The 13,530-nt window shown below is 70.3% G+C and carries 9 protein-coding genes; 2 read left to right on the top strand and 7 right to left on the bottom strand.

Annotated features, from left to right (window positions below):
• Window positions 1-105: 105 nt before the first annotated feature.
• Window positions 106-1,467 (bottom strand): helix-turn-helix domain-containing protein, encoded by a 1,362-nt coding sequence (locus ACIQBL_RS11970; RefSeq protein ID WP_401939828.1) that lies wholly within the window; start codon window positions 1,465-1,467, stop codon window positions 106-108.
• Window positions 1,468-1,747: 280 nt separating this feature from the next.
• Here ACIQBL_RS11970 and ACIQBL_RS11965 point away from each other — a divergent pair, with 280 nt between their 5' ends.
• Window positions 1,748-1,900 (top strand): hypothetical protein, encoded by a 153-nt coding sequence (locus ACIQBL_RS11965; RefSeq protein WP_401939826.1) that lies wholly within the window; start codon window positions 1,748-1,750, stop codon window positions 1,898-1,900.
• Window positions 1,901-1,946: 46 nt separating this feature from the next.
• Here ACIQBL_RS11965 and ACIQBL_RS11960 read toward each other — a convergent pair whose 3' ends face one another.
• From ACIQBL_RS11960 to ACIQBL_RS11950, 3 genes are read right to left on the bottom strand one after another with little or no spacing between them, the layout of a single operon-like run.
• Window positions 1,947-4,280, bottom strand: coding sequence for a dipeptide ABC transporter ATP-binding protein (locus ACIQBL_RS11960; protein ID WP_401939824.1), 2,334 nt, complete (start codon window positions 4,278-4,280; stop codon window positions 1,947-1,949).
• Window positions 4,277-5,170 (bottom strand): ABC transporter permease, encoded by an 894-nt coding sequence (locus tag ACIQBL_RS11955; RefSeq protein ID WP_401939822.1) that lies wholly within the window; start codon window positions 5,168-5,170, stop codon window positions 4,277-4,279. The genes ACIQBL_RS11960 and ACIQBL_RS11955 overlap by 4 nt, the downstream gene beginning before the upstream one ends.
• Entirely contained in the window at window positions 5,167-6,150 is a 984-nt protein-coding gene (locus ACIQBL_RS11950; RefSeq protein WP_401939819.1) for an ABC transporter permease, read from the bottom strand. Before ACIQBL_RS11950 ends, ACIQBL_RS11955 begins: the two co-directional genes overlap by 4 nt.
• A 132-nt stretch (window positions 6,151-6,282) precedes the next feature.
• Between ACIQBL_RS11950 and ACIQBL_RS11945 the strand changes: the two genes are divergently transcribed.
• Window positions 6,283-7,947: an ABC transporter family substrate-binding protein gene (locus ACIQBL_RS11945; RefSeq protein WP_401939816.1), complete on the top strand. Its 1,665-nt coding sequence runs from the start codon at window positions 6,283-6,285 to the stop codon at window positions 7,945-7,947.
• A 38-nt stretch (window positions 7,948-7,985) separates the two neighbouring features.
• Here the strand turns inward: ACIQBL_RS11945 and ACIQBL_RS11940 are convergent, their stop codons facing one another.
• The 3 genes from ACIQBL_RS11940 to glgX are packed head-to-tail and all read right to left on the bottom strand — an operon-like array spanning window position 7,986 to window position 13,505.
• Window positions 7,986-9,215, bottom strand: a complete 1,230-nt coding sequence (locus ACIQBL_RS11940; RefSeq protein ID WP_401939814.1) for an IS701 family transposase — start codon at window positions 9,213-9,215, stop codon at window positions 7,986-7,988.
• Window positions 9,208-11,367, bottom strand: a complete 2,160-nt coding sequence (locus tag ACIQBL_RS11935) for an AGE family epimerase/isomerase (protein WP_401939811.1) — start codon at window positions 11,365-11,367, stop codon at window positions 9,208-9,210. The genes ACIQBL_RS11940 and ACIQBL_RS11935 overlap by 8 nt, the downstream gene beginning before the upstream one ends.
• Before the next feature lie 2 nt (window positions 11,368-11,369).
• On the bottom strand, window positions 11,370-13,505 hold the full coding sequence (gene glgX, locus ACIQBL_RS11930; RefSeq protein WP_401939809.1) for a glycogen debranching protein GlgX: 2,136 nt from the start codon (window positions 13,503-13,505) through the stop codon (window positions 11,370-11,372).
• Between the last annotated feature and the right edge of the window lie 25 nt (window positions 13,506-13,530).

Genomic DNA, 13,530 nt, shown 5'->3' with positions numbered 1-13,530 from the left:
CCGGTGAGGGGATTTCTTCGCTCCGGTCGGAATCGCGGCGAAGCACGAGCGGGGCCCGCCCATTTCCCCGGCAGCCGGGAATTCTCCCCGCGGGGGCGGGCGAGGTCAGTGCCGGTGCCGGGGCCGGTCGCTGAGCGCTGCGGCCGGGTCGCGCTGCGGGGCCATGCCGACGGCGGTCAGGGCCCGGTCGTAGGCCTTGAGGGCCTCGGTGCTGTTGTCCAGGCGCTTCCAGAGGTCCCCCAGGTAGCGCCAGTTGAGGGCCACCTGGTGGGAGGGCGGGAACTGGCGCAGCTGCCGGGTGGCCGCCTGGAGGCACAGCACGGCGTGCTCGGTCTCCCCGCGCAGCAGATGCACCTCGGCGAGCGTGCCGCGCGCGCCGACCGCCTGGATGCGGGACTCGCTGCCGGTCAGCCCGAGGGCGCGGTCCGCATGCGCCGCGGCCTCGTCCCAGTGCCCCAGCATCAGGTCCGCGTCGGCCAGGAAGATCTCGCACTGGGCCAGTTCCGGCGCGTTGCCGACCTCGGCCAGTAGGTGCTGCGCCTCTTCCAGCAACTGTTTGCCGCGGGCGGGTTCGGGGTCGTCGACCTGGAGGAGGAGCGAGCCGTAGTTCATCTTGAGCATGGCCAGATGGCGCAGGTTGTCGTCCTCGGACATCAGTGCCAGAGCCCGCTCGACCAGGGCCAGGGCCTCGTTGAGCTGGCCGCGCGAGCGGGCCACCAGGCCGGCGTTCCAGTACACGGCGCCCCGCGCAGCCCGCGCGCCCTGCTTCTCGGCGGTGTCGACGAGCCTGCTGCCCATGAGGTGGGCGCGGGCGAGGTCGCCGCGCGAGTGGTACGACGACATGAGCGTGGCGCCGAGCTGGATGTGGTCGACCGTGACGTCCAGGCCGAGCGCGTCCAGTCGGGCCATGGCCCGCTCGCCGATCTCGATGCTGAGGGTGATGTCGCCGAGGTCGCGGTAGATCCGGCACAGGGACACGGCGACCTGGCACCACTCGGCGGAGCCGGCGGCGAGGTCCGGATCGCGGTGGAGTTCGTCGAGGACCGCGAGCGCGGCTTCGAGACGGTTGAGCTTCTCCAGCGCGGTGGCCTGCCCGATGCGCGCGCGCCGGGTCATCGCCGCGTCGAGCAGGGACCGGGACGAGAGGACCTCGCTCAGGGCCTGGAGTGCCTCGCCGTTGCTGCCGTTGCGCAGGGCCATCTCGCCGAACGCCAGGCGCAGCCGGGCCTCTTCCAGCTCGTGGTCGTCCCGGCCCGTGCGCAGGAACTCCACGGAGCACTCCAGACGTTCCGCGAGGGCGGCGAGCACGGCGTCCGAGGGGGCACGCTTGCCCGATTCGATCAAGGAGATGTAGCTGGCCGATATCTCCTTCGACGCCAGGTCCTGCTGCTTGAGTCCACGTGTGCCGCGGAGGTTTCGGATCCGCTCGCCCAGTCCGGCGGCCGTGGAGTTGTCGAGAGTGTTCATGCAGGGCTCCTTGGGGGGTGGCTTGACCACCAGGATGACAGATCAACGTTACCAGTAAGTCGATCGTCGACCAATGGGTGGCACGGGTTCGCCGGACCGGTACGCATCAGTGTTCACAAGGGCTCCCTCGTGTTGGCATGAATGAAAACTCCATGCGGATATCGGTATTCCGTTTTTCTGAGATCGTCTTTCACTTAATAAATACTTGACTCTATGAGTCACGTATTGTTGACTGACTAAGTCAATGTTCCAAGCGGGAATTTTCTGGAAGAGGGAATTCATGAACGTGAAGATATTCACGCTCATCGCGGTCTTCGTCTTCGTGAGCGGACTCGTGATGAGCGGAATGTGGATGAACAGCTCCGACACCCCTGCGCGTCCGGTCGACCAGTCGATCGCGGGTGGCCCCGGCGGAACCGGCGGGTGCTGCTGAGCGCACGTGTCTGTGCCGGTACGGGAGTCGTGCACAGCCACATGTACTACGTCTGATCACGGACCGGGGGATGTTCCGGCGGCTTCGGCTGCCCGAACGTCCTCCGGTCGTGCCACGTCCACGAATCGCCGTGCGGGAAGTGGCAGGCCACGGTCTGTGTACCGAGGTGGGCCGTGGGCAGCTGCGCCGGGATCTCGCTCGCGCAGCGCCGTCGCTCGCCGGGCGGGAGGGCGCCGGCCACCGGGCAGCGGGCAAGGAAACGGCAGCCCGTCGTACGGGGCGCACCGGACGGCGGCTCACCAGGGAGCCCGATTCGGCGCCGGGCCCGCTCGACGGGCGGGTCGGGCAGGGGGACGGCCGACAGCAGCGCCCGGGTGTACGGATGCCGCGGCCCGTCGAAGACCTCGGCGACAGTGCCGCTCTCGACGGTGCGCCCCGCGTACATGACACAGACCCGGTCGGCGATCTGCCTGACCACCGCGAGGTCGTGGGAGACGACGAGATACGCGGGACCCAGTTCCTGCTTGAGCCGGAGCAGCAGATCAAGGATCCCCGCCTGGACGGACACGTCGAGGGCGGACACGGGCTCGTCGAGCAGCAGGAGGGCCGGCTCGACCGCGAGCGCCCGGGCGATGGCGATCCGTTGCCGCTGTCCTCCGGAGAACTGGTGCGGATAGCCGGCCGCGTCCGCCGGGTCCAGTCCCACCTGCCGCAGCAGCCGGGGGACCCGCGTGTCGATCAGGGCCCGAGGCGTACGCCGGGCCAGCAGGGGCTCCGCGACGATGTCCCCGACGGGCATTCGGGGGTCGAGGCTGGACATCGGGTCCTGCGGCACGATCTGCACGGCACCGCGCAATCGCCGCAGCAGGTGCCGGGAGAGTGCTCCGGTGTCCTGCCCGAGGACCTCGACGGTGCCCGCCTGAGGGGCGTGGAGGGAGGCGATCTCCATCAGGACGGTGGACTTTCCGGCACCGGACTCACCGACCAGGGCGAGCGTCTCACCGCGGCGGACCTCCAGGTCGACCTCCTCGACGGCCCGGACGATGCGCGCACCGCGGCGCCAACTGCTCACCGCGGTATAGGACTTGGCCAGCCCTGAGACACGCAGGACGACCGTGCCGGGGTCGCCGGGAAGGGAGCCGGTGGCGAAGGGACTGCCGGGAGTCGGGCCCGCGCCGAGCGACCTGTGGGAGGAGGAGCCCACGTCGGGGGACGGGCCGGAGAGCGGGCCGACGTCGAGGGAGGTACCCAGGAGGCGGCCGGTGGGACGAGGGGGGTGGAGCGGAAAGGTCGCCGGGCGGGAGGCAGGGCCCAGCTGCCCGCCGGACGGTCGGCCACGACCCGTCGACGGCGGGAACAGCTCCGCCGCTGTCCGTCGTGCCACCACCCGCGCTCTGAGGCAGGCCGCCTCGTGGGCGTCGACCCCGTGGAGTCCGGCCCGCGACGGGCTGTCCACGCCCAGGAGCCGGGGTTCGGCCGTCTCGCACTCCGGCTCCGCCAGCGGGCAGCGCGACGCGAAGGCGCACCCCGGGCCCACGACGCCGGCGGGCGGCGCGGTACCGGGCACCGGCGTCGGGGCAACCCGGGCGTCCACCCGCGGCACCGAACCGATGAGGCCCAGCGTGTACGGCATCCGGGGCCGGGCGAACACCGCCTCCACCGGACCCGTCTCCACGATCCGGCCCGCGTACATCACGGCGACCCGGTCGGCCGCACCGGCGATCACCCCCAGATCGTGACTTACCAGCAACAGGGCCGCCCCGGTCTCCCGCCGGGCGTCCGCGAGCGCTCCCAGCACCTGGGCCTGCACGGTGACATCCAGCGCGCTGGTGGGCTCGTCCGCGACCAGTACGTCGGGGCCGTTGGCCATCGCCATGGCGATCACCGCCCGCTGGCGCAGCCCGCCGGACAGTTGGTGCGGATAGGCTCCCGCGGCCCGCGCGGGCTCCGGTACGCCCACGAAGTCCAGCAGTTCCACCGCCCGTCGCAGCGCCGACTCGCGCCGGGGGCGCGGTCGTTGGTGGATCCTCAGCGCCTCCGCGATCTGGTCGCCGATCCGCCGTACCGGGGTGAGCGCGTGCAGCGGATCCTGGAAGATCATGGCGATCCGACGTCCCCGGATCCCCGCCAGCTCCCGTACCGGCAGTCCGACCAGCTCCTCGCCGAGCAGCCGCACCGACCCGTCGACCCGGGCGCCGTCCGGCGCCAGACCCAGCAGGGACAGCGCGGTGAGCGTCTTGCCCGCCCCCGACTCGCCCACCAGTCCCAGGACTTCACCCCGGCGCAGCGTGAAGCCGACCCCGCGCACCACGGGCAGTGGCGGCCGGCGTCCTCCGCCGAGGGTGACCGACAGGTCCCGGACCTCCAGGACGGTGTTCATCCGGGCATCCTCGCCGGGGCGGTCCCGGGTGCCGCGGACGGCCGTACGGTTGTGGGGTCGAGCGCGTCCCGCAGCGCGTTCCCCACGAGGTTGACCGCGAGGACGAACGTGATGAGCAGGCCGGTCGGGAAGAAGAACATCCAGGGCCAGACCAGTGCCACGTCCGTCGAGTCCGAGATCAGGGTGCCCAGGGACACGTCGGGCGGCTGTACCCCGAACCCGAAGTAGGACAGGCTCGTCTCGCTGATCACGGCTCCGGCCACGGCGACCGTCGCGTCCGTGATCAGGAACGACGCCGTGTGCGGCAGGATGTGCCGCCAGATGATCCGCAGCGGCGTCACCCCCGTCAGCCGTGCCACCACCACGAACTGACGCTCCCTCAGGGACCGGGTGAGACCGCGCACCGCCCGGGCTGTGATCATCCAGTTCAGCAGGGCGAGCAGCACGACGAGGGCGAGCCAGCCCCACGCACGCAGTCGCGGCGCGAGCACCACCAGCATCAGGAACCCGGGCAGTACGAGCATCAGATCGACCAGGAACATCAGCGCCCGGTCGATCCAGCCGCCGAAGTACCCGGCACAGGCGCCCACCGCCGCCGCCAGCGCGGTGGAGAACAGCGCGACCAGCAGACCGATGAGCAGCGACTTCTGGAGCCCCCGTACGACCTGGGCGAACACGTCCTGGCCGATCCGGTTCGTGCCCATCCAGTGCCGGGTGCCGGGCGGCCGGCGCAAGGCCGTGTAGTCGATGTCGGTGTGCGACCACGGGCAGACGTACGGCCCGAGGAAGGCCAGTGCGAACAGGCCCAGCAGCAGGGCGAGTCCGCACAACGCGCCCGGATGCCGGCCGAGTCGGCGCAGCACCGCCCGCACCCGGCCGCCGCCCGTCACGGATACCGGACCCGGGGGTCGAGCAGAGCGTGCAGTACGTCGGCCACCAGTCCGGCGAGCAGCACCGTCGCGGCGGCGAACACGTTGACGGCCACCACCGAGTTGACGTCACCCTTCTGCACCGAGTCCATGAACCAGGTGCCCATCCCCGGCCAGCCGAAGATCTTCTCGGTGAACACGGAGCCGGTGAAGAGGGTGAGGAACCCGAAGGAGAAGAAGGTCGCCATCGGCACGAGCGAGACCCGCAGTCCGTGCCGGAGCAGGGCGCGCCACGGAGTGAGTCCCTTGGCCTGCGCGGTGCGCAGATGTTCCGAGCCGAGCACGTCGAGGGTGGCGCCGCGCTGGTAGCGGCTGTACGCGGCGATCCCGACGAGGGCCACACAGATCGCCGGCAGCACCAAGTGGGCCACGGTGTCACGGAGTTGGACGGTCCAGCCGCCGGCCAGACCGGGTGTGTGCTCGCCCGTGTATCGGATCACGGGGTGGCCCGCGGCCCGGTTGACCGCCAGGGCGCCCGTCTTCAGTAGCAGCGCCAGCACGAACGTGGGGATCGACAGCACCCCGAACGAGAACACCGTCAGCACCCGGTCGGCCGTCCGGCCGCGCCGTACCGCGGCCCACACGCCGGCCAGTACGCCCAGGGCCGTGCCGGCCAGGGTGCCCACCAGGAGCAGCCGCATGGAGACCCCGACCCGGCGGGCGAGTTCGGCGTTCACCGGCTCGCCGTCGATGGTCCGGCCGAGGTCGCCGTGGACGGCCCGTTCCGCCCAGTGGCCGAAGCGCTCGGGCAGCGGGGTGCGGTCGTCGATGCCGAGGCTGGTGAGTTCGCGTCCGACGACCCGGGTGGGCGGCGGCGGCTGCCGGTCCGCGAAGTAGGCGCGCGGATCGAGCGCGAGGGACGTGAGGGCGTAGGAGAGGACGACCGAGGTGAGAAACAGGACCGCGCAGTGCACCAGGCGCCTGCCGATCAACGAGAGCATGACACCTTCCGTTTCATCGGAGTGACACATCGTGATGTTAAGCTCCAGGGCCGCAATTCGCAGGACAGTTCGGTCGGTTCACGGTTCACCCTCGCCAGGAGGTCGATGGTGCAGCGATTACGGTGGTGGCTCGTGCGAGCGGTGGCGGGGGCGATCGCATGCGTCACACTGGTTGCGTGTTCCACCTCGGCCGGCCCCGACAACGGGGATCGCGTACTTCCGACCTACGGGACCTACGACATCGACGCGCAGCCGGTGGACGCGCTGCGCCCGGGCGGGACACTCACGCTCTCGATGGCGCAGATGGTCACCCAGCTCAACTTCAACCACGTCGACGGGGCGGTCGACGACGTCCTGACCATCGACACCATGACGGAACCCCGGCTGTTCACCCGGGACGCCAGGGGCGTTCCGCACCGGGTGCCGGAGTACCTGGTCTCCGCCTCCGTGACCGGCACCTCTCCCCAGGTGGTCACCTACCGGCTCAACCCGAAGGCACGCTGGTCCGACGGAACCGTGATCGGGTGGCGGGACTTCGCCGCGCAGTGGCGGGCCCTGGGGCGCGGGGACGCGCGCTACCCGGTCGCCGATCCGAGCGGCTACGACCGCATCGGCGACGTGCGCCGGGGCGCCGGCCCGGACGAGGTACGGGTCACCTTCAGGAAGCAGTTCGCCGACTGGCGCAAGCTGTTCACCCCGCTCTTCCCCGCCGCCGACTACAGCACCCCGGGCCGCTTCACCGGCGACTGGCAGAGCCGGCTTCCCGTCACCGCCGGGCCGTTCAAGCTCGGTTCGATCGACCGGACGGCACAAACCCTGACTCTGGTCCCCGACGCGAAGTGGTGGGGCCGGCGCCCGGTGCTCGACCGGATCGTCTTCCGGGCGCTTGACCCGGAGGCCGCGCTCCAGGCCTATCTGAACGGCGAGATCGACGTGGTCAACGCCGCCACCAGCGAGGCCTACGAGCAACTGGCGAAGGCGTCCGACAGCACCGTCCGGATCGGCTCCGCCTGGGACGAGGTGCACATCACGCTCAACGGCGCGGCGGGCCCGCTGGCCGACCGCGCCGTCCGCAACGCGCTCCAACAGGCTGTCGACCGCAAGGCGTTGGCGCGTGTCGCCGCCGAGGGCCTGCCGGTGAGGGTGCCCCTGCTGGGCAATCACTTCTTCATGACCAACCAGCCGGGGTACGCCGACAACTCCGGCCGGTACGGCACCTACGACGCGCAGGCCGCCGCCCGCGCCCTCGACCGGGCGGGCTGGAAGCGGCCCGCCGCCGGCCGGACCCGGGAGAAGAACGGCCGCACCCTCACACTGCGGTTCGTGCTGAGCCAGGGCACCAACCGGCTGGGGGAGGACCTGGCCCAGCTGGTCCAGCAGATGTTCGGGGACATCGGCGTACGGGTCGAGATCCAGAGCGTGCCCGCCGTCGACTACGGCCCCAAGTACCTCGACAAGGGAAATTTCGACCTCGCGATCTTCCGATTCACCGGACTCACGTACCCGAGCTCCGCGTACGCCGTCTACCGCCGCCCCGTAGGCACCCAGGTCTACGAGAACTACGGCAGGGTCTCCGACGCCGAGGTCGACCGACTGCTGGGCGAGGCCGCGGCCAGTCTGAGCCCGAAGCAGTCCCAGGCGCTCTACAACCGCGCGGACGCCGAGATCTGGCGGCTCGGCCATGACATCGAGCTGTACCAGCGCCCCCAGATCCTCGCCGTCCGCAAGGGCCTGGCGAACTACGGGGTGCCCGGACTGGGCGACGTGGACTTCACCCGGGTCGGCTGGCAGAAATGACGCCGCGGCGGCCCCGGCCCGGGGCCGCCGCGGCGCGCTCACGCATGTGCCTCGCCCAGCGACCGCTCGTCCGCCTGCTGGCGGACCATGTCGTAGCCGAGTGCCACCGAGGCCAGCGTCACATGATGGTGCCAGCCCCGAAAGGAACGGCCCTCGAAGTCGCCCAGGCCGAACTCCTCGTGCATCCGGCCCAGGGCCTCCTCGGCGAACCGCCGTAACTGGGCCAGGGGAACGGTCTCCGCGAGCTTGCGGGCCGGCAGGTTGGTCAGCCGGAACGCGCGCGGACGCGGACGCCCGTAGGGCCAGTCGGCCAGCAGCAGCCGAGGCCGCGGTGTCCGATCGCCCCCGGTCCCGGAGCCCGGCTCCGAGCGCAGCAGCACCGGCACGGTCAGGAACTCCGAGTGCCGCATCCGCTCGGTCACCGGATCGTGCCAGGTCACCGACGTACGCTCGGTATGGCGTTCCGCGTGCAGCGCGAGCTCGGCGAGTGTGCCGCGCGCACCCGGTGCGACGGCCTGACGGCGCGGCAGCAGCACCGGGGTGTGCGGCGCCACCTCGACGAGATAGCCGAGCCCCCGCGCCTCCAGACCGCGCAGCAGCGGATCGGGGTCGCTCTCGCCGCGCCAGTCCGCCAGCACCGGCAGGGGTTCCAGGGACCAGTCGTCGAGCATCTCGTCGATCGCCTCCAGGGCGTAACTCCACCGGGGACGACAGCGTTCCTCGGCCGGGAGGTGCGCCTGGTCGCGCAGCCGCTCGTCGCGGTCCCAGCGGCCCGGCAACAGCAGCCTCCAGTTCACCGGTACCCCACCGGCGTGCCCCACCAGCGTGGCGGCCAGCGCCAGTTGGCAGTTGACGGTGCGTTCCTGCGAGGCGGCGTACTGGCGTGCCACGCCCACCGACCGGTCGCCGTTCTTCGCGAAGACGACCTCGTCGAGGGACCAGGCCTCGGCCCGGAACGCACGCTCCATCTGCCGGGCCAGCCCCCGGCGCACCGGACCGCAGGCCCATGGGCTCTGGTTCACGAACTGCTGGATCTGCTGCACCGCCCGGCGCCCGAGCACCTGCTCGGTGATCCGGGCGGGTGTCTTGCGCCCGGGCACGTCCAGCAGCCCGCGCACATAGACCTCGCCCCAGCGCCGCTGGTCCGCCCGGGGAAGTCCGTCGAACAGGTCGCCGCAGTAGGCCGGGAAGTCGGTGCGGGGGGCCGGGGGTGTTTCCGGGCTGCGTACGGTCGTCGTGGTCGGGTCGAAGGTCGCCAGGTCAGTCATGGTGGCAGTCGTCACCGCCCTCCAGCAGGAACGCGTCCGTCGCGAGCAGCGCGTCCGCCACGTCGGGCAGCGCACACCCCACGATCACGAAGTCGACGTCCAGGCCCGCCTTGGTGCGCTGGAACAGCAGCTCGTTGATGGCGGGCCGGGACATCTCGGTGATCTCGCACAGATGGAACTCCACGCGCAGCGGCTTCGCGGCCATGACCTCGGCCAGCACCCGGCGGAACTTGCCCAGTTCGGCCGCGCCGATGGCTCCCCGGCAGTTGATGTGCGCGGTGCCGCCGTCGAACGCGGAGCGCATCCGCAGCCGCATCCGGGCCGGTTCGAGCTCGACCCGTACCCGCAGTGGTTCGTCCCCCTGCGGCAGACGCACCGTCAGGTCCTTGGCGTCGAAGTTGTGGTAAGGCCTGTCGTCGACCCACACCCGGGTCAGCTCCACCGAGCCCACGGGCAGGAGGTCGGGCGCCACCCGCAGCAACCGGTCGGGCAGGTCTTCGGGGCGCGGCCGGAAGTGCAGGGTCACCGGGTCGTTGCTGAGCAGCAGCCCGGTGTAGGTGGCGGCCAGGTAGCACAGTTCCAGGGCGTGGTAACCGGCCATGGCGTGACTGCCCTTGAGGCGCTCGGTGCCCAGCAGGTACGGGATGCCGTTGGCCAGCACGTTGAAGTACACACCGCCGTCCTCGTAGTCGAGGAAGAAGGCGTTGTAGAACGTGGCCGCCTCGCGGGCGAACCGGAGCTGTTCCGGGTCGCCGGTGGTGCCGGCCAGGATCAGATAGGCGAGGATCGCCTGCTCCTGTTGCCACCAGGCCTTGCGGTCGTGCCACACCATGCGGTGGATGCCGCTGTCCGGGTCGGGCCGCCGCTCCACCACGTCGTACCAGCCGCCGCGCTGCCCGTCGCTGCCCACCGCCGGCATGATCGCCGCGATGCGCTCGGCGGTCGTGGCGTACTCGGACTTGTCGTGCAGGGCCCTGATCCGGGTCAGGTTCCAGGCGATCTTGAGGTTGTGGCCGACCACGGCCCGGTCCTGCTGCCAGCCCCAGGTGCGGTCCGGACTCCAGTCCGCGTGGAACCGTTCCTGCACGAAGGGGCTGTTCGGCTCGTCCGGGAACCGCTCCACGATCGTGTCCGCGGTCTCCTCCAGCAGCGCCGCGAAGTCCGGGCGGCCGGTGGCGAGATAGGCGTTGATCAGGTAAGCGGGTGCGTGGTCGCCGACCGAGTTCCAGTTCTTCCGGGACCGGTTGCGGCCCAGCGAGTCGGCGTTCGGGTCCAGGTTGATCGGATCGAGGTGCGAGTAGAAACCGCCGTGCAGCGGATCACGGAAGTACTGCTGGAACAGTGACACCGTCCGCTCGATGTCGTCGAGGATCCGCGGGTCGCCGGTGATGCGGTAGGTCTGGGTCGGGCCGGCCAGCGCGTAGATCTGCTCGTACATCGGGATCGCGTCGAAGTCGTCGCCGAACTCCGAGGCGAAGACCTTGCGGTGACCGGTCGGCGTGATGTCGATGCCGTGGTACCAGTAGATGATCCCGTCCTGCTGGTCGTCGACCCGCATGTGTTCGCGCAGGTACTCGGTGCCGCTCTCCGCCGCCTCCAGGAACCGGTCCTCACCGGTCAGCAGATAGGCCGTGGACAGGCCGTAGACCAGCCGGGAGATGGTGTCCGTCTCCTGGCGCACGTCCTCGCCGTCGAAGTCGGGCAGATGGGTGCCGCTGAGTGTGAGGCGGGTACGGAAACAGCGCCAGTCGTACTTACCGTCGGGGAAGTGGCCGCGCAGATAGAAGTCGGCGATGGCCGCCGCCTGTCGCACCCACCAGTTCGGGTGCTCGAAGACGTACTGGCCGCGGGTCTCCTCCGGGAAGGTGATCTCCTTGGCGTCGAAGCGGGAGCCGTCCTCCCACTCGTAGAGGATGCCGTACGCGAGGACGTGGCGGCCCTCGGCCAGCATGTCGACGGTGTGGGGCGTGGTGTCGCGGTAGGCGTCGCCGAGGTTGCGGACCATGCGCGAGACGGTGTTGTGCGTGAGGTGGACCGTGAACTCCCGGTCGTCCGAGGTGCGCAGGCCGAAGCGGCGGAGGGTCGGGCTGTAGTACGTGACATAGCCCGCGAGCGTGTCGGAGTGGATGCGTCGTTGGACAGGTGCACTCATTGTCAGGTGCCCTTCTCGTCAGGCAGGGCCGCCAGCAGGACCACGCTGCGGCCGTGGGCGTGGAAGGTGTGGCCGTCGACCAGCTCCTCTTGTCCGGGCGGAAGGATGTCGTGCGGGCCGGGGCGGGCCGTGTCGAGGACGCGGTGCCAGCGGTGACCCTGGATGGCGGGCAGCTCGAAGTCGAGGCCCAGGTGATACATGTTGAGGATCAGATGCAGATCCGGGTCGCCGTCGAAACCGCCGTACGTGCAGGCCAGTACCCGGGCGTAGGTGTCCTCCCAGCCGGGCCGGTCGAGTTGGGTGCCGTGCCAGGTGATGTCCGGCTGGTGCCGGGAGTTGAGGTGCTCGGAGAAGAAGTGCGGTTCGCGGAAGGCGCGGTAGCGCTTGCGGAGCTGGATGGCACCCTGGGTGAAGGCGAGGGTCTCCTTCTCCTTCTTCGCCTGGCTCCAGTCCAGCCAGGAGGTCGGACTGTCCTGGCAGTAGGCGTTGTTGTTGCCGTTCTGGCCGTTGCGGAACTCGTCGCCGGCCAGCAGCATCGGCACGCCGCGGCTGAGCATCAGCACCGCGAGGAGGTTCTTGGTCTGCCGGAGCCTGAGCCGCTCGACGGCGGGGTCGTCGCTGGGGCCCTCGGCACCGCAGTTCCAGCTGTGGTTCTCGCTCGCGCCGTCGGCGCCCGCCTCGCCGTTGGCGTGGTTGTGCTTCTCGTCGTAGCTGACCAGGTCGTTGAGCGTGAACCCGTCGTGGCAGGTGACGAAGTTGATGCTGTTGGTGGGCAGTTCGCCCTGCGGGGCGAAGAGGTCCGCCGAGCCGCCGAGCCGGGAGGCGATGTCGCCCACCAGCCCTGAGTCCCCGCGCACGAAGCGCCGTACGTCGTCCCGGAACGGTCCGTTCCACTGGGCCCAGCGTTTTCCTGGGAACCGGCCCACCTGGTAGAGCCCGCCGCCGTCCCAGGGCTCCGCGATGATCTTCGTCTCGGCCAGCACCTGGGAGAGCTCCACCGCCCACAGCACGGGCGGCACCGCCATCTCGTAGCCCAGAGGGCCGCGTGAGAGTTCGGAGGCGAGGTCGAAGCGGAACCCGTCGACATGGTGCTCGGTGACCCAGTACTCCAGGCACTCCAGGATGAACTTGGTGACCATCGGATGGTTGGCGTTGACCGCGTTGCCGCACCCGGTGAAGTCCATGTAGTGCGAGCGGTCCTGCGGCCACAGGTGGTAGTACGCCTCGTTGGCCGCGCCCCGGAAGCTGATCGTCGGCCCGAACTCGTTGCCCTCGCTGGTGTGGTTGAAGACCACGTCGAGGATGACCTCGATGCCCGCCTTGTGGAACGCCTTCACCATGTCGCGGAACTCGGTGATGTGCGTGGCGAGATGGGGGCTGGAGCAGTAACCGGTGTGCGGGGCGAAGAAGCCGTAGGGGTCGTAGCCCCAGTAGTTGCGCAGTGGGACGCCGCCGGGTCCGGTGCGCAGTACCTGGGTCTCGTCGAAGTCGAAGACCGGCAGCAACTCGACGGCGGTGATGCCCAGTTCCTGGAGGTGGGGGATCTTGTCGATGACGGCAGAGAAGGTGCCGGGGCTGGCGCTGCCGGAGGAGGCCGAGGCGGTGAGGCCGCGGACGTGCGTCTCGTAGATGACCGTGTCGGCCATCGGGATGCGCAGCGGCTCGTCCCCCTCCCAGTCGTAGTCGTCCAGGTCGACGACCAGACTGCGCATGCAGTGCTCGACGTTGTCCCCGGGACCGATGGCGTGGGCGCGCTCCCAGCGGCTGTTGATGTTGGCGCGCGCGTACGGGTCGAGCAGCACCTTGCGGTGGTCGAAGCGGGTACCCAGGGCGCTGGTCTCGTGGGGCCCGTCCATCCGGTAGGCGTAGACCTGGCCGGCGCCGATCCCGCTCACATGGCAGTGCCAGAAGTGGAAGCTGCGGTGACGATCGGGGCTCAGCCGGATCGTGCGGTGCGGCCGGGGGCTGTCGCAGTGCTCGAACAGCAGCAGGTCGACTCGGGTGGCGTGCTCGGAGAAGACGGAGAAGTTCACGCCGTCGGCGTCCACGGTGGTGCCCAGGGGCTGGGGGCGGCCGGGAGTGACGTCGGCCGGGTACGCGCCGGACGCCTCGGTGTCCTGGTCGGCCGGTAAGGTCATATGGTCGGTCATCACGTCTGTCAGA

Origin of the sequence: Streptomyces sp. NPDC088350 (genome assembly GCF_044753545.1) — a bacterium.
In the GTDB taxonomy this organism is placed as follows: Bacteria; Actinomycetota; Actinomycetes; order Streptomycetales; family Streptomycetaceae; genus Streptomyces.
Note: the sequence above shows the minus strand (reverse complement) of the source record. Positions and strands in the feature narration are given on the sequence as shown.